The following is a 19114-nucleotide window of genomic DNA, read 5'->3' as shown; positions in this document are numbered from 1 at the left end:
AGCCCTGCTTCCCGTCACAGACGGGAAGCATCAGGATAAACCTACCGCCAGCCCGCGTCGATCCAGTAGCTGTGCGCGGTCAGCAGGCTGGCGTCGTCGGAGGCCAGGAACAGGGCCAGAGAGGCGACGTTTTCCGGCAACAGACGCCCGTCAAGGCATTGCGCGTCAACGATCTGCTTCTCGCCTTCCGGCGTGTACCACTTCATCTGGCGCGGGGTCTTCACATTGCCGGGAATGATGGCGTTACAACGGATGTTGTCACGGCCAAGCTCCCGCGCCATGGCGCGCGTGAAGCCTTCGATGCCCGCCTTGGCGGTCTCATAGAGCGCCAGATCCGGCAGGCCCAGATGCCAGGAGATCGAGCCGAAATTCAGGATGACGCCGCCGCCAGCCGCCTTCATGGCCGGGGCCACGACGCGCGTACACATGACGAGGTGCTTGAGGTTGACGCCGATATTTTTGTCGAAAAATTCGGAGGTTATCTCTTCCAGAGAATGGCGATCGTCGCGCGCGGCATTGTTGATCAGCACATGGACCGGACCGTCGGCCAGAATATCGGCCAGCGTCTTTTCCAGCGCTGACGTGTCGGTCAGGTCGCACTTGTAAAACACCGGGCGATTGTCCGGCAGGGTCGCGGAAATCTCATCGACCAGATCGATAAAATGCACCTTGGCGCCCTGCTGCGCGAAGCCCGCAACCAGACCGGCGCCAATGCCCGAACCGCCGCCGGTGACCAGCACCTTGCGGCCTTTAAGGCTGGGATAAATGGCTGAAGACATCAAAAAAACTCGCTTTTCTTCTCAACTTTATCTGTTTTTTAGCCGAATTTGCGCGCCTGAGTTCCACCCAGCAACCCACGCGCAGCCAGATTCTGCATCAGCGCCGTGATACCGAAGGTCCAGTGACGCGCCTCCTTCGAGGTCGTGACGCGGTTTTCCAGACAGCCGAGTTTCGGCGTCGCGACCTTGACCACGTCGCCGACCTTGTGCGTGAAGCCGCGGCCCGGAACATCGCGATCCTGCGTCGGTGCAAACAACGTGCCGAGCATCAGCACGAAGCCGTCCGGATAGTGATGTTCGCTCATCGCCTGACGCACCAGCTCCAGCGGATCGCGGCTGATCTCGCTCATGGTCGAGCGCCCGACCAGTTCGTAACCTTCCGGCCCGTCGATCTTGAGGTCAAGCACGGCGGCGCGCACATCGTCGATGGTAAAGCCGTCGTCGAACATGCGGATGAACGGTCCCAGCGCGCACGAGGCGTTATTGTCCTTGGCCTTGCCCAGCAGCAGGGCCGAGCGGCCTTCGAAGCAGCGCAGGTTGACGTCGTTGCCGAGCGTGGCGCCGACGGCGCGGCCCTCCGGCGTCACCACCATGACCACTTCCGGCTCTGGATTGTTCCAGGTCGAATCGGAGCGCACCCCGACCTCCTCGCCCCAACCGACGCTGGACAGGACCGGCGACTTGGTGAAGACCTCGGCGTCCGGGCCGATGGCGACTTCGAGATATTGCGACCACAGGCCGTCGTGTATCAGCGCGTCCTTCAGCTTCATCGCTTCGGGCGAGCCCGGCTTGACCGAACGGATATCGGAGCCGACGCGCTCGGCCAAAGCGTTGCGAATCGCCTGCGCCTTATCGGCGTCGCCGCGCGCGCGCTCCTCGATCACGCGCTCGACCGCCGAGACGGCGAAGGTGACGCCCGCCGCCTTCACGCATTGCAGGTCGATCGGCGACAGGAGTTGCGCGCCCGCGCGTTCACCCGACCACAGCTTGCCGAAGTGGAAATCCTCCAGCCTGCCCAGACGGCGCCCGCCGGACGGAAGGCCTGTGTCCGGCCACGCGGCCAGCAGTTGCGACACGGTCGGCGCCACCGGCGTCATGTCATAAACCTCGCCGCCCGTCACCATGATCGGGGTCGGGCCTTCCGGCAGCTCGATGCGGCCGATCAGGGTGGCCTCGCGCCAGTCGTTCGGCAGGAAGGCCAGGGCGTCGTTTGCGGACATAGCGATCTTATTCCTCAACTCGTAAGGGCGGCTTTATATCGTGCGCCGAAAAGCGCGGTGGTTTCGTCTCAACCTGATTTGACCCGGCGCGAGGACGGGCCTCTTTTGTTAGCGCTACCAATCTTGCAGATGGCCGCGTAAGTCAAGCAAATAATCTTACAAACAGGCTCTGGTTTCACGTCCCGGAGGCGGCCTCCGCTGAGGATTGACGCTCAATCAGGGAAAAGTCGCGGATTTCGCGCACCGGCTCGAACGGCTTGCCGGAGCGGTGCGCGCGGATGGCGTCGGTCAGCAGGCGCACGGCCATGCCCGCCATGTCGGCGATCGGCTGGCGCACCGTGGTCAGCTCCGGCCACACCGACGAGGCCATGGCCGTGTCGTCGAAGCCGACAATGGTGACGTCGCGCGGCACATCCAAACCCAGCCGGTGCGCGGCGGCGACGGCGCCGGCGGCCATGTCGTCATTGGAGGCGAAGATCGCGGTGGGGCGCTCTTTCTGGCTCAACAGACGTTCAGCGGCGTCGAAGCCGGAGCGATAGGTGAAGAAGCCCTGCGCCACAAAGGCCGGATCGACGCCCAACTCCGCCTTGTCCATCGCCGCCTCGAAGCCTTCATAGCGCGTCTGGCTGGCATAGGCGGTCGGATGGCCCTTGATGAAGGCGATCCGTTTGTGGCCCAGTTCGATCAGGCGGCGGGTCATCGCCTTGGCGGCCTTGAAATCGTCGATAGTGACGGCGTTGACGTCATCCGCCGGACGCGCCATCGCGACGCCGACAAAGGGCAGCTTCATCTGGTTCAGCGTCGCGGCGACGCGCGTCGAATCCGACAGAGGCGGCGACAGGATGACGCCGTCGCAGCCCGACGCCTTCATCTTTTCCAGCGCCGCGGTGGCGCCTTCGGGGCCTTCGCAGGATTCGATCAGCAATTGCACGCCGCTTTGCGAGCTTTCCGACAGGATGCCGAGCAGGAACTCGCTCAGAAAGGCCAAGGAGGGGTTGGAGTACAACAGCCCGATGCGCGCCGAATCCTGCGTCGCCAGCGAACGCGCCGCCAGATTGGGCGAATAGTTGAGCGCCTCGACGGCGGCCATCACCTTGGCGCGCGTCTCCTCGCGCACATTTTTCTCGCCGTTGATGACCCGCGACACCGTCATCGGCGAGACACCGACATGGCGCGCGACATCATGAATGGTGACGATATTTCCGCTTCGACGACCCAGCTTACGCGCCACGCCCTGACCCTTTGCCACACGGCTTTGCCCGGCCGTTTATTGCTTGATCCGCCTGTATAGGACGGCGCATTGCGCTTGGCAATTCCTGACGCGCAATGGTGCTTTTATTCATAAAAATAGATTCCTTTGTAAAAACCCGCCAACGCGGCCAGCTACAGAAAACACTTGATAATCCTCGCAGACTGGGCAGTTATGAGGGCCGCGCCGCCGGGCTATATGCGCGGCGTATTAAAGAAAACAAATATAAGAAGGACGCCGAACAGGGCGTTTTGGCGCCATTTCAGCGATTCGCCGGAAGCCGCCGGGCCGGAAGCCGTCGGGCCGTAAACCGCCGGGAAGGAGACAGACAGACCATGACGCCGCGTTCCGTACTTTTCGCATCCGCCCTGATCGGGCTGGGTTTCGCGCCCGACTGGGCCCTGGCGCAAAGCCCCGCCCCTCCCGTCTTCGCCGCGCCCTTTGGCGACCACGCCGTGTTGCAGCGCGACCGCCCCGCGCATGTCTGGGGTCAGGCGGCGCCGGACGCCGAGATCAAACTGACCCTGGGCGGCGCCAGCGCGACGGCCAGAGCCGATGCGCAAGGCGATTGGGCGGCGGACCTGCCCGCGCAGCCCGCCGGCGGCCCCTACAGCCTGACCGCCAGCGACGCCGACGGAACGACGACGCTGAACGATGTCATGCTCGGCGATGTCTATCTGTGCGGCGGCCAGTCGAACATGCAGTTTCCGGTCAAGGACGCGACCAATGCCTGGGGCGAGATCTATGTCCCGACCAATGCGAATCTGCGTTTCATGAATATCGACACGGCGAGCGCCCTGACGCCGCAGGCCCGGTTGATGAAGCCCGCAAGCTGGAAGGTCGCCGGACCGGAGACGTCCGGCGACGCTTCGGCGGTCTGTTATTATATGAGTCAGGCGATCCAGAAGGAACAGGGCGTCGCGGTCGGCTTTATCGATTCCTACTGGGGCGGCACCACGGCTCAGGCCTGGATCAGCGCCGAGGCGCTGAAACGCATCGACTATCAGGGCCATATCGAGCCGACCCAGTGGGCGCCGCACGACCTGTCCTCGCTCTATAACGCCATGATCGCGCCGCTGACGCCCTATACGATCCGCGCCGTCGCCTGGTATCAGGGCGAGTCGAATACAGATAAGCCCGGCGACTATGCGCAATTGCTGCCGACCCTGATCGCGGACTGGCGCGGCGCGTTCAAACAGCCGGACCTGCCCTTTATGATCGTGCAATTGTCGGCCTTCGGCGCGCCGCAGATCAAGCCCGGCGCCTCAAACTGGGCCGAGATACGCGAGGCGCAGCGCCGCGCCGCCGAGGCCGATCCGCACGCCGCCCTGGTCGTCAGCCTCGATTTCGGCGATCGCACCGACATCCATCCGACCGAAAAGAAGGTGATCGGGCAAAGGCTGGCGCGGGCGGCGCAGAGTCGGGTCTATGGCGCCGATGTCTCGTCCGGCGGACCGGAGCCCGTCTCGGTGACGCGCGCGGGCGCGGACCTGATCGTGCATTTCAAGAACGCGCAGGGCGGGCTGGTCGCCTATAGCGGCGCGACGGCTTTGGGCTTTGAGGCGTGCGACGCTGCGGACGCCTGCCATTATGTCACGGCGACGCCGCGCGGCGACGATGTCGTTCTGAGCGGCGCCAATACGCCCGACGCCGCCAAGGTGCGCTACGCCTGGGCCGACGCGCCGCTGGTCAACCTTTACGGCGGCGACGATTTACCCGCTGTTCCGTTCGAGATGGAGATTTCACAATGAGACTGACGCGGCGGGGACTGATCGGCGCAACGGCGGCCGGAGGCCTGATGGCGGGCGCCGTCCAGGCCAGGGGAACGCGCTTTACCGGGACATGGGACTCACTGGCTGACGGTTATCAGACGCCGGACTGGTTCCGCGACGCCAAGTTCGGAATCTGGGCGCATTGGGGGCCGCAGTGCATTCCCGAATGGGGCGACTGGTACGGGCGGCAGATGTACCAGCAGGGCAACCGGGTTTACGACCACCATGTCAAGACCTATGGCCATCCGGCGCAGGTCGGCTTCATGCAGTTCCTCAAGGACTGGAAAATCGACCAGTGGGAGCCGGAGCGTCTGGTCAGCCTGTATAAGAAGGCGGGCGCCAAATATTTCGTCGCCCTGGCCGGGCATCACGACAATTTCGACATGTTCGATTCCAAATATCAGGCCTGGAACGTCACGAAGCTGGGGCCGAAGACGGACACCATGGCGGGCTGGGCGAAGGCCGCGCGCGATCAGGGGCTGCGTTTCGGCGTCTCCAACCATATGGCGCACGCCTGGCACTGGTGGCAGACCGCCTATGGCTATGACCCCGAAGGTCCGGTGCGCGGCCTGCGCTATGACGCATATCGGCTGAAAAAAGAGGACGGCAAGGGCCAGTGGTGGGACGGCTACGATCCGCAGGAACTCTATACCGGCCCGCATGGCGATATGGTTGCGCCCGACGGCATTGATGCGATCAAGGCGATGAACGCCTATACGGACGCGCATTCCGGGCAATGGCTGGAGACGGTTCCGCCGAACGATCCCTATTACGTCAAGAAGTGGCTGGCGCGCTCGAACGACCTGATCGACAAGTATCAGCCCGATCTCGTCTATTATGACGACACCGCCCTGCCGCTGGAGCAGGCGGGCCTCGACGCCACCGCCTATTATTACAATCAGAGCCTCAAATGGCATGGCAAGCTGGACGTCGTCGCGACGGGCAAGAAGCTCAGCGATCTGCAAAGGCGCGCCATCACCGAGGATGTCGAACGCGGCTATTCCGACAGCTTGCGCCCGATCCCGTGGCAGACCGACACCTGCATCGGCAACTGGCATTACGACCGCCCGCTCTATGAGCGCAACGGCTACAAGAGCGCCAAGGACGTGATCCAGAGGCTGTGCGACGTGGTGTCGAAGAACGGCAACCTGCTTTTGTCGATCCCGGTGCGCGGCAATGGTTCGATCGACGAGAAGGAAGAAAAGATCGTCGAGGAGATCGCCGACTGGATGGCGGTCAATGGCGAGGCGATCTTCGCCACCCGCCCCTGGGACATCTATGGCGAAGGCCCGTTCAAGGCGCCGACAGGGGCGATGAATGAGGGCGAGGCCAAGCCGTTCAGCTATGAAGACATACGTTTTACGACCAAGGACGGCGCGCTGTACGCCATTGCGCAGGATTGGCCGGATAGCGGCTTTGTCGTCATCACGTCGATGCAGGCCGGATCTGCGCAGCGCAAGGGCAAGGTCGAGCGCGTCGAACTGCTGGGGCATGGCCAGCCGCTCGATTTCGAGTTAGGTTTGGGCGGATTAACGGTTAAACTGCCCGGTGCGCGTCCGGCCTTTACGCCAGCGCTGAAGATTATGGGGCAGGGACTGGTTTAAAGGGGGTTTGGTATGAAGACGCGGCGGGTTTGCGGGATTTTGGCCGTTCTGGCGCTGGCGGCCTGCCAGAAGTCGCCGACTCAGACGCCATCGCCATCCGCGCCGCCGCCGCCCTACAGATTCACGGCGCGGCTTGTTCTGACGGAAAAGGCGGCGGCGCGACTGAAGGCGCGGCCAGAGACCCTGACGGTGAACGCGCGCTATTACGGCCTGCCGACGGCGGCGACGCAAGCGCAGGCCGACCGCAACGGCGTGATTGCGCTGGGCGTTGCGCACGCATCGCCGGTAGTGGCGCCTGCGCCGGTGACGCTCAATGGCGTCACCTATCCGGCCTCAGCCCAGCTTGCGCTCGATCTGGCCGACGCGCCCGCCGATGCGCTCAGCGGCGTCGCCGGGGGCAAGGTTCTGGCGCAGCTCAAGGTGGCGGCGCCGCGTGACGATCTGGATTGCACCGGTTTTCAGGACTATGTCGCCACGGCGCAGAGCCGTCAGATCACGCTGGTCTGCGACGTGAAATAATCGTCATGCGACGGGGCTGGTTTTCGCCATGCGAATGATTTATGACAGCGCTTTGCTGAAAACCTGAGATTTTTCGACACCATGAACGCCATCATGCCCCGCGCCGCCACCCTCGTCAAAGCCGCCATCGCCGCTGGCGCCGCCATTGCGACCGGCCTGCTGCTGACGCAGTGCGGCCAGCCCAAGGCGTCGGCCAACGGCTTCGACGTCGCGGTCAGCTTCACGCCCGCCGCCAGCGCCAAGCTGAAAGAGCTGGGCAAGAAGGCCGTGGTGGACGCTTACTTTTATGGTCTGCCGACCGAAGCGACGGCGGGCAAGGCCGACGAAGACGGCCATATCAATCTCGGCGAAGCCTTCGCCAGCATCGACGGCTCTGACCAGACGGTGACGATCAAGGGCGACGTTATCGACCCGGCTATGATGGACAAGATCAAGGCCGACTCGACCGCCGTGACGGTGCGCGCCTATCTCGATCCGACCGCCGGGGTCGCCAATGTGCTGGATTGCAGCATTTTCAACGGACCGGTCAGCGCGGCCAAGGCCAAGCCGGTCGCCATCGCCTGCGACGTAGCGAAGTAATCAGCTCGCCGTCACCAGCTTAAACCCGACCAGGGCCAGAACCGCCGCCAGCATGACGCGCAGCGCCTTTTCCGGCAGGCGCGGCGCCAGCAGGCTGGCCGCGATAATGCCGGGAATCGAGCCGATCAGCAGCGAGAGCAACATCGAAACATCGACCTTGCCGAGGAAGAAATAACCGGCCCCGGCCAGAAAGGTCAGCGGTACGGCGTGAGCGATGTCGGAGCCGACAATGCGCACGGTCGGCAGTTGCGGATAGAGCAGGATCAACGCCGTCACGCCCAGGGCGCCCGCGCCGACTGAGGACAGCGACACCAGAAAACCCAGCACCAGACCGACCACGATGGTCAGGGCGATGCGACGCATGTGCAGCTTGGTCTCATCGGCGCCCGCCGCCAGGGCTTCGGCCTGCTGGCGCTCGGCGTAGCGGCGGATGCGACCGCGCAGCAGCAGCATAATCGCCGTCAGGAACAGGGCGTAGCCGAGGACGTGGGTGATCAGGGACGACATGGCGGCGCTCTTGCCGCAATGCTCAATGCCGAACAGGGTCAGGAGCGTGGCCGGGATCGAGCCGATCGCCAGCAGGCCGACCAGCCGCCAGTCCACGGTGCGGCGCGTGCCGTGAATGGCCGTGCCGACGCCCTTGGTGATGGCCGCGTACAGAAGGTCCGTGCCGACCGCCGTGGCTGGATGCACGCCGAACAGCAGCACCAGAATCGGCGTCATCAGCGATCCGCCGCCCACGCCGGTCAGGCCGACCAGAGCGCCGACCAACAGACCCGACAGAGCGTAGAGCGGATGGATATGCAGCCCCGCCAGAAAGGCGAAATTGGCCGACAGATCGATATGCGTCATATGGCCGCGTATATCCCGTTGCTTTTGGAAGCTTACTTTACGGCGGCGCGCCGGTAAGACAAATGAATTTAATTCACGAAACCGGTTAGGCGGATTGACGCAGCGCAAGCGGCGGCGATCGCAGGCTCATAAACAGATCGCCGTCGAACGGGGTCGGCGACCAGCCCTGCGGCGTCGCGCCCAGGGCGCGCACGTGCGCGTGCGGCCAGCCGCCCTCGACGCGCGCGGTCGCCGCATGGCGGCCAAGGCGCGCGAACAGGTCCGGGCCGTACATGGACAGGCGCAGCTTGGCGGCGCCGCGCTGACGCGCCGCCGCCAGCAGGGCGTCCATCAGCCGTTCGATCGCCTGCGGCGCGCAGGCCAGCGCCTGCAGGTCGATCACTTCCAGCACCAGCGGTTCGATCGGATTTTCCTTGGCGAACATGGCGCTGGCCATGGCCAGCATCTCGCCGTCCCGCACATAGGCCAGCAGCAGCGGCGGCGCGGTCAGGTCCGGGTCGGCGCAGCGCCAGCCAAGCGTCTGCGGGCTGCGGTCCGCCAGCCAGTCGCCTTCGCCGCGCAGGCGCGACCAGAAGTCGGCGTAGAGCGCGGCGGCCACCGTATCGGTAAGCGCATCGGGGCGGATTTCGACGATCTCCTCGGGCAGGCGTAGCGACGAGGCGCGCCAGAAACGCCGTCCCGGCTGCAAAGGCTCGCCCAAGCGCCGCGCCAGTCCAGGACGCGATTCCAGCGCGCTGCGCAGACCGCGCGCCGCCAGACAGGCCAAGGGGTCGAGCACCCAGCTCAGCTTACGGTCCGCCACCGCGCCGGGCGGCGTCACGAAGCCGAAGCGCCCGTAAAGACGGTGCGACAGCACATTGGCGTTCAACGTGTAGCACAGCGCGAAACCCGGCTGGGCGATGATGCGTTCGATCAGATGACGGCTGGCGCCGCGCCGACGCGGCGTGACGACCAGCGAATGACCGGAAAGGCCATAGACGCTGTCCTCGCCGCGCCAGAACCGCGTCGGCAGGGCGCCCAGAACCGCGGCCAGCGCGCCGTCATCCTCCTCGATCACCCAGCCAAGCGGCGCTTTCGTCGCCTGCGTCGCCGGATTTTGCGCCAGCCAGTCCCAACCGGCGCGGCTGCGCGTCGGCCACCAGACGGACTCCCACAGAGCGTTGACGCCCGCATAATCATCCCGCCTGATGTCCCGTAATTGCATACCGCCTCCGCTGCTGCGTCAGCGTGCAATTTATGCGCCACAACTTAAAATTGCATTAGGCGTCCATCAGCTTTATTTTCAGCATTTCAGGCCGGAAGGGCTTGGAGATGTAATCGTCCATGCCCGCCTCCAGACAGCGCTCGCGGTCGCCAGCCAGAGCATGGGCGGTCATGCCGATAATGCGCGCGCGCGGACGCCCTTCGCGCGCCTCGCGTTCGCGGATCATGCGCGTGGCGTCCAGACCGTTGACGTCGTGCATCTGCACATCCATCAGCACGGCGGCGTAAACCTTGTCCGCCAGCCGTTCATAGGCTTCGCGGCCGCTGGCGGCCAGATCGACGGCGTAACCGAACTCTTCGAGAAAGGCCGAGGCGACCACCACATTCGGCTCGTGATCCTCGACCAGCAGGACGCAGGGCTGAACGCTGACCGCGACGCGCTGCTCGGCGCGCGCCGCCAGCGACAGATCGGCGGCGGCGACGGTTTTCGCTTCGGCGAGGTCGAACGGCGCGGTCGCCTCGAACACCGAGCCTTCGCCGACGCGGCTCGTGACGCTGATGTCGCCGCCCATGATGTCGCACAGGGTGCGGGTGATGGCTAAGCCCAGACCGGCGCCGCCATATTTGCGGTTGATGGAGGAATCGGCCTGGGCGAACTTCTGGAAAATCGTCTCGATCTTGTCCGGCGCAATGCCGACGCCGGTGTCGCGCACCCGGATACGCACAAGGTCGCGGTCCTCCGCCAGCGCTTCGCGCAAGAAGACGATCTCGACCTCGCCGCTTTCGGTGAATTTGACCGCATTGGCGCCGAGATTCATCACGATCTGGCGCAGGCGCGTCGGATCGCCGAGATAGGCGCGGCCCGCCACGGCGCTGTCGTCGATGCGCAAGGCAAGCCCCTTGTCGCGCGCCAGCACGCCCAGCATGTCGCCGATCTCCTGCCCCAGACGGCTGAAGGTGAAGGGGATATGCTCCAGTTCTATGGAGCGCGCCTCGATGCGGGCGATGTCGAGCAGATCGTTGATCAGGGCCAGCAGCGTATCGGCGCTGGTTTGAAGCGTGTGGATAAAAGCGTCCTGCCGCTGGGTCAGGGGCTGGCTCTTGGCCAGCAGCGCCGACAGGCCGATAATGGCGTTCATCGGCGTGCGGATTTCGTGGCTCATATTGGCGAGGAACTCGCTCTTGGCCAGACTGGCCGCCTCGGCGGCGTTGCGCGCCTCCATCAGGGCCTGCTGCGCCCTCTGCTGCTCGGTCATGTCGCGGGCGATCTTGATAAAGCCGCAGACGCGGCCTTCGCCGTCGCGCATCGCCGTCATCGAGCCGGAGGTGTAAAAGCGCTCGCCATTGCGGCGTTGGTGCCAGCGCTCGTCATGGGTGCGGCCATGCACGGCGGCGGCGGCCAGCTCCGTGCGCGGCGCGTCGGCGGCGCGGTCCTCGTCGGTGAAGATCAGCTCGATCCCCTGCCCGACCGCCTCGGCGGCCTTATAACCGAAAATCGCCTGCGCGCCGGGGTTCCACAGGACGATGCGTCCGCCCTCGTCGAGCGTGATGATGGCGTGGTCCTGCACGCTGTCCAGCATCAGGGTAAAATAGTCCTGGCTCTCCTTGAGCCGCAGCGCCGCCAGCTTGCGCTCGGTAATGTCCTGCACGATGCCGAGCATATGCAGGGGCGCGCCGTTTTCGTCGCGCACGAATTCGCCGCGCCGGTAAATCCAGCGCACCTCGCCCGTATCGGCGCGACGGATGCGGTATTCGGTCTCCAGGGGCGTTGTGCCGTCGGCGCGGTTCGCGCGCGTCGAGCGGGCTGTTCCGTCCTCTGGCAGGACCAGCGCCTTGACCGTATCGACTGGTAGGCGGTCGGTCGGCGGCAGGCCGAACAGGCGGCAGAATTCGTCCGACACCTGCATGTCCTCGCCGCCGGTGGCGACGACGAAAATGCCGATGCCGCCCGCCGCCTGCGCCATGCGCAGATGCTGGTGGCTTTCATTGAGCGCGCGTTCGATGCGGCGGCGCGCGTCGATATCGACCATGACGCCGCTCAGGCTGACCGGCGCGCCGTTTTCGTCCATCCCGGCCTTGCCGGTGCAGTCGATCCAGCGCCAGTCGTCGCCGTCGCGCACCCGGTAGGCGATCTGGCACAGCTCGCCCTGAAGCGCCTTCTGCACCGCCGTTTCGAGACGCGGCAGATCGTCAGGATGGACGGCCGGGGCCATATCGGCGAAAGGCACGCCCGCTTTCGCCGCCTCCGGCGCAATCCCGAAGGCATGGGCGAAGCCGTCATCGCCGGTCACCAACTGACGCGGCAAGTCCCAGACCCACATGCCGACCACGCCGCCCGCGCGCTGCGCCAGACGGAGTTGATTATGCGCTTCGCTGAGCGCCTGTTCGGCCTGACGGCGCTCATGGGTGTCGATCAATATGCCGGAAAAGCGCTGCGGCTGACCCTCATGATCACGGCTGATGACGCCGCTGGACTCGACCCAGCGCCAGCCGCCATCCGGGCGAAGGATGCGATATTCGGTGCGGCATGGCCCGTCCCCGTGCAGATCGCGCGCGACGGCCTGAGCGATGCGGTCGCGATCGTCTGGATGGATCGCCGCCATGACCTGCTCCATGCTCAACCCTTTCGCCGCATCGGGCGCGTCGCTGAGGCCAAGCGTTTGCAGATAGCGCGCATCGCCAAACACAAGCTGGCGTTCGCAGTCCCATTCCCACACCCCGGCCAGCGCGCCCGACGACAGGGCCAGATCGACGCGGCGGCGCGCGTCTTCGCCCTGAGCGCGGCTGGCCTCGCGTTCGCTGACGTCGATGAAGCTGCAGGTCGCGCCGATCAGGCGCCCGTCCTGACGTAGCGGCGCGGCGCGGTATTCGACCAGCAGATCGGAACCGTCGCGGCGGCGGAAGCGACCGACCCGTTGATGACAGGCGTGGCCCTCGGCGGCCTTGAGGATGTCGCAGTCGTCGGCGCGCCAGTCTTCGCGCGCCATCAGGCGGCGCATATGCTGGCCCGTCACATCGTCCGCCGCCTCGAAGCCCAGCAGGACGGCGCCCGGCGCATTGCACAGGATCACCACCCCGTCGCGATCAATGGCGAACAGCCCTTCCAGAGCGGAATCGAGTACGGAACGATAAAGATCAACCGGCGACGCGGTTATGGTCTTATCCAGCGGCATGGCCCCACCTTTACGCCGCCGACGAAACGCTGTCGCGCGGACGAACGGTTCAGCTAAGGCGCGGGGGAATAAAGGATCAATAATGAAAAACCCGCCGGAGCGTTCCGGCGGGTTTTAATGGGTCAACTATCGAGGAAGCTTCTGAGCTTGCGGCTGCGCGACGGGTGTTTGAGCTTGCGCAGGGCCTTGGCCTCGATCTGGCGGATGCGTTCGCGCGTGACCGAGAACTGCTGGCCGACCTCTTCGAGCGTGTGATCGGTGTTCATGCCGATGCCGAAGCGCATACGTAGGACGCGTTCTTCGCGCGGGGTCAGCGAGGCCAGCACGCGCGTGGTGGTTTCGCGCAGGTTGGACTGGATCGCCGCGTCGATGGGCAGGACCGCGTTCTTGTCCTCGATGAAGTCGCCGAGGTGCGAATCTTCTTCGTCGCCGATCGGCGTTTCGAGCGAGATCGGCTCCTTGGCGATCTTCAGAACCTTGCGCACCTTTTCCAGCGGCATGGCCAGTTTTTCGGCCAGTTCCTCCGGCGTCGGCTCGCGACCGATTTCGTGCAGCATCTGGCGGCTTGTGCGGACGATCTTGTTGATCGTCTCGATCATATGCACCGGGATGCGGATGGTTCTTGCCTGATCGGCGATGCTGCGGGTGATCGCCTGACGGATCCACCAGGTCGCGTACGTGCTGAACTTATAGCCGCGGCGGTATTCGAACTTATCGACCGCCTTCATCAGGCCGATATTGCCTTCCTGAATAAGATCAAGGAATTGCAGGCCGCGATTGGTGTATTTCTTGGCGATGGAGATGACGAGGCGCAGGTTGGCCTCGACCATTTCGGTCTTGGCCTGACGCGCTTCGCGCTCGCCCTTCTGCACCGTGCCGACGATGCGGCGGAAGTCATCGACCGCCACGCCCATATCGGTGGCCAGTTGCGTGACCTCGCCGCGGATGCGGTTGATGGCCGGGGATTCGTTATCAACGAACTTCTGCCAGCGCACGCCCATGTCGCGCACCTTGTCGCACCAGGCCGGGTCCAGCTCGCGCGAATAATAGGCGGTCAGGAATTCGGTGCGCGAAATGCCGTAGGAATCGGCCAGACGCAACAGACGGCCTTCGAGGCCGATCAGGCGCTTGTTGATCGCATAGAGCTGCTCGACCAGGGCTTCGATGCGCTGGTTGTTAAGCTTGAGCGTCTTGAGGTGACGGGTGATCGCCGAGGTGACGTCGTCATAGGCCTGCCGGTCTTCGGCGGCCAGAGGCGCGCCCTCCAGCTTGGCGGTCAGCATCTTTTCCTGCGTGCGGCGATAGGTCTCGAACTCGCCCGCAATGGCGTCGAGCGTCGCCATCACGCCTTCGCGCAGCTCCGATTCCATCGCCGACACCGAAGGTCCGGCGCCGTCGTCGAAGTCGTCCTCATCCTCTTCTTCGGGTTCGGGCTTCTTCTCTTCTTCGTCCATCGGGACGTAGTCGTCGTCATCCTCGTCGTCGGAGGACTTGACCTTGGGCGCTGCGGCCTTCTCGGCCTTGACCGGTTCGGGTTTGGGCTCAGGCTTGGGTTCCGGCTTGACTTCGACCCTGTTTTCGGTTCGGGGCGCGGGCGCGGCGATCACGTCGCTGTCGGAAGCGCCGTCCTCGTCTTCATCCTCGCCGCCAGAGGGCGGGCCGTCGTTCGGGCCGCCGCCATAGGTGCCTTCCAGGTCGATGATTTCGCGCAGCAGGATGCGGCCTGAGGCCAGTTCCTCGCGCCACACCATAATGGCTTCGAAGGTCAGGGCCGATTCGCACAGGCCGCGGATCATGGTGTCGCGACCGGCCTCGATGCGCTTGGCGATGGCGATTTCGCCTTCGCGCGACAAAAGCTCGACCGAGCCCATTTCGCGTAAGTACATGCGCACGGGATCGTCGGTGCGGTCGTAGGACGAGGTCTTTTCGGTCGTGGCGACCGCCCCGGCTTCCTCACGCACCGCAACCTCGCCGCCTTCGGTCGCTTCTTCTTCGGACTCGATGACATTCACGCCCATTTCGGTGAGCATGGCCAGAGTGTCCTCGATCTGCTCCGAGGTGAATTCTTCCGAGGGCAGAACCTTGTTCAGCTCGTCCATCGTCACATAGCCGCGCGCCTTGGCGGCCTTGATGAACTTCTTGACGGCGGAGTCGGTCAGGTCGAGCAACGGCCCGTCGGACGAGGTCTCGGCTTCAGGTTTTTCCGTCGCTGTGCTCATTCTGCCACACTCGAAAAGGCTGTCAAATTCATCGTCATCTCCGCGCCCCGCTTGAACAGCGCCAGGTCGCATATGTGTATATTCAGGATTTTCTTCAACGAAGTCTTAACTTTACCAAAGTCTTAACGCATCAGCCTGATGCCTTCGTATCCAAATCCTGCCAGATATGTCCGCTTCGCAAGGATCGCCGCAGCCCGTCGCGTTCGAGCTTGAGCCGCGAAAAAAATTCCGTACCCACCTGATCGCGGGCGGAATTCAAGGCGCGGTCCAAGGCCGTCAAACGCGAAACCGCGTTGAACGCCTGTAGCCAGCGGGCGTGGGCATCGGCTTGAGATGGCTCCGTCAGGAAGGGCGCGCCGGATTTTAAGGCCGCCTTTTGGATCTCGCCGAGTAATGCTCCAAGTCCTTGCCTGTGCAGATGGCGACTCAAGGTTTCTCTGTCAAGCCCTGAATGCGCGAAACTCAGGCCCACCAGCGCGCGCGCCAGCGGGTCGAGCGCCGGATCGCCGAAGCCGTAGGCCTCCAGCCCCTCGACCTGATCGTCCATCCAGTCGGGATGATCCAGCAGGCCCTGCGCCAGGGCGGCGGCGGTCGGATCGAGCGCGGTCGCAAGATTATGCGCGGCCAGTTTCGATTCCGGCAGGACCGGCGGGATAAACGGCTCGCCCTTGCGGAAGGCGGGGCGCCATTCGCGGCGCGGCGCCGGGCCGTCAGTGAAGGCGGGCGCCGTGCGTTGCGGCGCCACGGTTTGTGTATAACGGCCCAGCAGGTCTTCGCGATAGGCTTCGGCCAGATCCTTGTCCTCGATCTGCGCCGCCAGTTGCCGCAGGCGCTTTTTGAAGCCCGCCTTGCGTTCGGGGGTGTCGAGCGGCTCCAGCTCCAGCTCGCGCTGGAACAGCACCTCGACGAACGGCTTGGTGTCTTTCAACGCTTCGCGTAAGGCCAGGGCGCCCTTTTCGCGCAGGATTTCGTCGGGGTCTTTGACGCCGGTCAGCAGGCAGACGCGGAAGGAGCGCCCCGGCCTCAGTTTCGGCAGCGCCCGGTCGAGGGCGCGATAGGCGGCCCTCTGGCCCGCCGCGTCGCCGTCGAAGCACAGCACCGGCTCGTGATGGCGTCGCCACAGAAGCTCGATCTGCTCCTCGGTCAGGGCGGTGCCCATCGGCGCGACGGCGGCGACCTTCGCCCTCTGACAGGCCAGCACGTCCATATAGCCTTCGACCACGACGAGATCGGCGCCGGTTTCTTCCGCGCCGAGCAGTTTCACCGCGCCGGGCAGGCCGAACAGCATATGCCCCTTATGGAACCGGGGCGTTTCCGGGCCGGGGAGATCTTTCGCCGTTTCGTCCGGGCTGTGCGCGCGCCCGCCGAAGGAGACGATGCGCCCGCGCTGATCGGCGATGGGAAAGATCAGCCGGTCGCGGAAGCGGTCATAGGGCGCCTTACCCTCGACCTCAATCAGGAGGCCGCATTCGACCAGTTCGGAGACTTTCGCGCCCTTCTGCACCAGGGCGTCCTTGAGCGCCGTATGGTCGCGCGGCGCATAGCCAAGCCCGAAGGCGGACACATCGGCGTCGCTGAGGCCGCGCTTGACCAGATAGTCGCGGGCGTTCTGAGCGGCGGGCGTCCGGTCGCGCAGCCGCGCCATGAACCAGGCGTGCGCCAGCTCCATCCAGTCGCCCAAGCCCTGACGCTTCATGTCGGCGGCGATGGCCTGTGGCGTGACGGCCGGCAGGGCCATGCCCGCCATGCCCGCCAGCTTTTCGACCGCTTCATTGAAGCCTAAGCGCTCGGTCTCCTGCACGAAGGAGATGATGTCGCCATTCTTGCCGGACGAAAAATCGAAAAACTGGCCCTTCTGGTCGTTGACGTAGAAGGAGGGCGTCTTTTCCTTGGTGAAGGGCGACAGGCCGACATATTCGCGCCCCTGACGGCGCAGCTTGACGCTCTTGCCGATCACCTCCGAGGGCTTCAGGCGAGATTTGAGTTCGTCCAGGAAATGATCGTCGAAACGCACGCCGCGACTATAGGCGAAACGCGGCGGGTTTGCGAAGATTCGTTTAAGCCTCCTTCAGGCTTTTTTGGCAGTCTGCGCGGCATGAAGCTGCGCATAACACGCCTGAGCGTTATCCTGCTGACCGCCAATCTCCTGCTGCTGGGACTGGCGGGCTGCGCGAGCCTGTGGCGGGATCGGTTCGGCCTGTTCGCGGACCAGGCGCCTTCGCCGGTGTTTCATGTCGAGGGCGGCACCCTGCTGACGCCTGACGGTCAGCCCTTCATCGCGCGCGGGATCAATCTGCAATATGGCGACCGGCCCAAAGCGGCCTATCCGGCCCTCGCCGCAATCCATGATCAGGGCGCCAATATCATCCGGCTGGAGCTGCGCGCCGATGCGTCGGCGCACGATCTGCGCCGCGCCCTGAACCGGGCCGTGCGGCTGAAAATGCCGGTCATGGTGATGCTGTGGGAGAAGGATGTGACCTGCGGCCATGACAGCGACGTTTTGCGTCATTATGCGCAGGATCTGTGGCGGGGGCGCTGGAGCCAGGTGCTGCTGGACCGCAAATACCAGCCCTATCTGATGCTCAACATCGCCAATGAGTGGGGAAGCTCCAATAACGGTTTCCGCGACTATCTGGCGACCTATCGCGAACTGATCCTTGCCTTGCGGGCGCGCGGTTATCGCATGCCGCTGGTGATCGACGCGGCCGATTGCGGTCAGAACCCGGCCAGCTTCACCGACGGGCGCGGCGCGACGCTGGAGGCCGCAGATCCTTTGCATAATACGCTCTTCAGCGTCCACGCCTATAATCGTCCGTGGGCGGATCATGTTAAGATCGACGCCAATCTGGCGGCTTTGCAGGCCACCGGCCTGCCCTTCCTGCTCGGCGAATTCGGTTCGCGCCAACTGGTTGAGGATGGGGCGGCTGTCGATCACCTCTATATGATGCAACGCGCGCAGGCGATGGGAATCGGCTGGATCGCCTGGAGCTGGAAAGGCAATGGCGGGCCGTCGCAGGTGCTGGATATGTCAAAGCGCTATGGCCGGGCCGAGCTGACACAACATGGTCAGGACGTGATCAACGGGCCGGACGGGATCAGGGCGACGGCGAAGGCTGCGTTTTAAGGCATTTAACCACGGAAAACACGGAAAGCACGGATACTGGCCCGTAAACGGGCACAGATCGCCGCGTTTGCTCCATCCGTGTTTTCCGTGTTTTCCGTGGTTAAATACTGTCTTCCCCGTCTTCCGGTTTGCGGAACCAGGTCATCCAGATCGACGCGCCGGCCAGCAGCAGGGCCAGAGAGAACCAGGTGATCGCATATTGCAGGTGGCTGTTGGGGAAGCGGATCACGGTCAGGCCGCCCTTGGGCCAGCCGCCGGGAACCGCGCCCGCGTCGGCGTCGATGAAATAGGGCGCGACCGGGCCGAGATGATGCGCATTGGCCATCTGCTGCACGTCGCGGCGATACCACATATCCTGCGCCGGATCGTTCGGCTGCTGGAACAGCCAGCCCTTGACCTCCGGCATGCGCAGAAGGCCCGTCACCGTGACCTCGCCATCAAGCTGGCCCTGCGGGCGGGTTTTCGGGGCCTTCTTGTCCTCGGTGACGAAACCGCGATTGATATAGACAATGCGCCCGTCATCGGTCTTCAGCGGCGTCATCACCCAGTAACCGGCGCCCAGTTCGCTTAAGGTATAGACCTGAGATTCGTCGGCATTGAGGAAATGACCGCTGACGCGGACATGGCGGTATTCGTCGGTCTGGCGCGTCACCGCGTCCCAGTTCGTCGGTGCGGGAACCGCGGGCGCGTGGACGCGCGCATCGACGCGCGCGATCAGATCGGTCTTCCAGGCCAGCCTCTGCACCTGCCAGACGCCGAGCGCCGTGAAGGCGCCGACAAACAGGACAACGAAAAATCCGAGGACGATACGGCGCATGAGG

The 19114-nt window shown here is 64.4% G+C and carries 14 protein-coding genes; 5 read left to right on the top strand and 9 right to left on the bottom strand.

Annotated elements, in window-relative coordinates:
- Nucleotides 1-41: 41 nt before the first annotated feature.
- The 3 genes from ACTHLA_RS16090 to ACTHLA_RS16080 form a co-directional block, all read right to left on the bottom strand.
- On the bottom strand, nt 42-779 hold the full coding sequence (locus ACTHLA_RS16090) for an SDR family NAD(P)-dependent oxidoreductase (protein ID WP_440191694.1): 738 nt from the start codon (nt 777-779) through the stop codon (nt 42-44).
- A 38-nt stretch (nt 780-817) separates the two neighbouring features.
- Nucleotides 818-1999, bottom strand: coding sequence for a fumarylacetoacetate hydrolase family protein (locus ACTHLA_RS16085; RefSeq protein ID WP_440191691.1), 1182 nt, complete (start codon nt 1997-1999; stop codon nt 818-820).
- Between the two features lie 175 nt (nt 2000-2174).
- Nucleotides 2175-3230: a LacI family DNA-binding transcriptional regulator gene (locus ACTHLA_RS16080; protein WP_440191688.1), complete on the bottom strand. Its 1056-nt coding sequence runs from the start codon at nt 3228-3230 to the stop codon at nt 2175-2177.
- A 353-nt stretch (nt 3231-3583) separates the two neighbouring features.
- On the opposite strand from ACTHLA_RS16080, the gene ACTHLA_RS16075 reads away from it, so the two are divergent.
- The 4 genes from ACTHLA_RS16075 (at nt 3584) to ACTHLA_RS16060 (ending at nt 7722) form a co-directional block, all read left to right on the top strand.
- Complete coding sequence (locus ACTHLA_RS16075; protein ID WP_440191685.1) at nt 3584-4999, top strand: sialate O-acetylesterase; 1416 nt, start codon at nt 3584-3586, stop codon at nt 4997-4999.
- Nucleotides 4996-6624, top strand: coding sequence for an alpha-L-fucosidase (locus ACTHLA_RS16070; protein ID WP_440191682.1), 1629 nt, complete (start codon nt 4996-4998; stop codon nt 6622-6624). The genes ACTHLA_RS16075 and ACTHLA_RS16070 overlap by 4 nt, the downstream gene beginning before the upstream one ends.
- A 12-nt stretch (nt 6625-6636) precedes the next feature.
- Nucleotides 6637-7143: a hypothetical protein gene (locus ACTHLA_RS16065; protein WP_440191679.1), complete on the top strand. Its 507-nt coding sequence runs from the start codon at nt 6637-6639 to the stop codon at nt 7141-7143.
- Between the two features lie 93 nt (nt 7144-7236).
- Complete coding sequence (locus tag ACTHLA_RS16060) at nt 7237-7722, top strand: hypothetical protein (RefSeq protein WP_440191676.1); 486 nt, start codon at nt 7237-7239, stop codon at nt 7720-7722.
- On the opposite strand, the gene ACTHLA_RS16055 is transcribed toward ACTHLA_RS16060, so the two are convergent.
- The 5 genes from ACTHLA_RS16055 to dnaG all read right to left on the bottom strand — a co-directional run bounded on the left by ACTHLA_RS16055 (nt 7723) and on the right by dnaG (nt 17183).
- Nucleotides 7723-8574 carry a sulfite exporter TauE/SafE family protein gene (locus tag ACTHLA_RS16055; RefSeq protein WP_440191673.1) on the bottom strand — a complete coding sequence of 284 codons (852 nt, stop codon included), beginning with the start codon at nt 8572-8574 and terminating at the stop codon, nt 7723-7725.
- 85 nt (nt 8575-8659) lie between these two features.
- Nucleotides 8660-9778 carry an N-acetyltransferase gene (locus ACTHLA_RS16050; RefSeq protein WP_440191671.1) on the bottom strand — a complete coding sequence of 373 codons (1119 nt, stop codon included), beginning with the start codon at nt 9776-9778 and terminating at the stop codon, nt 8660-8662.
- 55 nt (nt 9779-9833) lie between these two features.
- A complete protein-coding gene (locus ACTHLA_RS16045) occupies nt 9834-12950 on the bottom strand; it encodes a PAS domain S-box protein (protein ID WP_440191668.1) in 3117 nt (1038 codons plus the stop codon).
- Nucleotides 12951-13072: 122 nt separating this feature from the next.
- Nucleotides 13073-15169 (bottom strand): RNA polymerase sigma factor RpoD, encoded by a 2097-nt coding sequence (gene rpoD, locus ACTHLA_RS16040; protein ID WP_440191665.1) that lies wholly within the window; start codon nt 15167-15169, stop codon nt 13073-13075.
- A gap of 130 nt (nt 15170-15299) precedes the next feature.
- Complete coding sequence (gene dnaG, locus ACTHLA_RS16035; protein ID WP_440191662.1) at nt 15300-17183, bottom strand: DNA primase; 1884 nt, start codon at nt 17181-17183, stop codon at nt 15300-15302.
- 81 nt (nt 17184-17264) lie between these two features.
- Here dnaG and ACTHLA_RS16030 point away from each other — a divergent pair, with 81 nt between their 5' ends.
- Nucleotides 17265-18293: a cellulase family glycosylhydrolase gene (locus ACTHLA_RS16030; RefSeq protein ID WP_440191659.1), complete on the top strand. Its 1029-nt coding sequence runs from the start codon at nt 17265-17267 to the stop codon at nt 18291-18293.
- 100 nt (nt 18294-18393) lie between these two features.
- Here the strand turns inward: ACTHLA_RS16030 and ACTHLA_RS16025 are convergent, their stop codons facing one another.
- Nucleotides 18394-19110, bottom strand: coding sequence for an SURF1 family protein (locus ACTHLA_RS16025; protein ID WP_440191656.1), 717 nt, complete (start codon nt 19108-19110; stop codon nt 18394-18396).
- Nucleotides 19111-19114: the final 4 nt, after the last annotated feature.

It is taken from the genome of Asticcacaulis sp. (genome assembly GCF_051956075.1).
In the GTDB taxonomy this organism is placed as follows: Bacteria; Pseudomonadota; Alphaproteobacteria; order Caulobacterales; family Caulobacteraceae; genus Asticcacaulis.
Note: the sequence above shows the minus strand (reverse complement) of the source record. Positions and strands in the feature narration are given on the sequence as shown.

Excerpts from the sequence above, each read along its gene's own strand:
- ACTHLA_RS16050 (WP_440191671.1), bottom strand. The coding sequence starts at position 9,778 with ATGCAATTACGGGACATCAGGCGGGATGATTATGCGGGCGTCAACGCT.
- ACTHLA_RS16065 (WP_440191679.1), top strand. The coding sequence starts at position 6,637 with ATGAAGACGCGGCGGGTTTGCGGGATTTTGGCCGTTCTGGCGCTGGCG.
- ACTHLA_RS16025 (WP_440191656.1), bottom strand. The coding sequence starts at position 19,110 with ATGCGCCGTATCGTCCTCGGATTTTTCGTTGTCCTGTTTGTCGGCGCC.
- ACTHLA_RS16055 (WP_440191673.1), bottom strand. The coding sequence starts at position 8,574 with ATGACGCATATCGATCTGTCGGCCAATTTCGCCTTTCTGGCGGGGCTG.
- ACTHLA_RS16075 (WP_440191685.1), top strand. The coding sequence starts at position 3,584 with ATGACGCCGCGTTCCGTACTTTTCGCATCCGCCCTGATCGGGCTGGGT.
- ACTHLA_RS16090 (WP_440191694.1), bottom strand. The coding sequence starts at position 779 with ATGTCTTCAGCCATTTATCCCAGCCTTAAAGGCCGCAAGGTGCTGGTC.
- ACTHLA_RS16070 (WP_440191682.1), top strand. The coding sequence starts at position 4,996 with ATGAGACTGACGCGGCGGGGACTGATCGGCGCAACGGCGGCCGGAGGC.
- rpoD (WP_440191665.1), bottom strand. The coding sequence starts at position 15,169 with ATGAGCACAGCGACGGAAAAACCTGAAGCCGAGACCTCGTCCGACGGG.
- ACTHLA_RS16030 (WP_440191659.1), top strand. The coding sequence starts at position 17,265 with ATGAAGCTGCGCATAACACGCCTGAGCGTTATCCTGCTGACCGCCAAT.
- ACTHLA_RS16060 (WP_440191676.1), top strand. The coding sequence starts at position 7,237 with ATGCCCCGCGCCGCCACCCTCGTCAAAGCCGCCATCGCCGCTGGCGCC.
- ACTHLA_RS16045 (WP_440191668.1), bottom strand. The coding sequence starts at position 12,950 with ATGCCGCTGGATAAGACCATAACCGCGTCGCCGGTTGATCTTTATCGT.
- ACTHLA_RS16085 (WP_440191691.1), bottom strand. The coding sequence starts at position 1,999 with ATGTCCGCAAACGACGCCCTGGCCTTCCTGCCGAACGACTGGCGCGAG.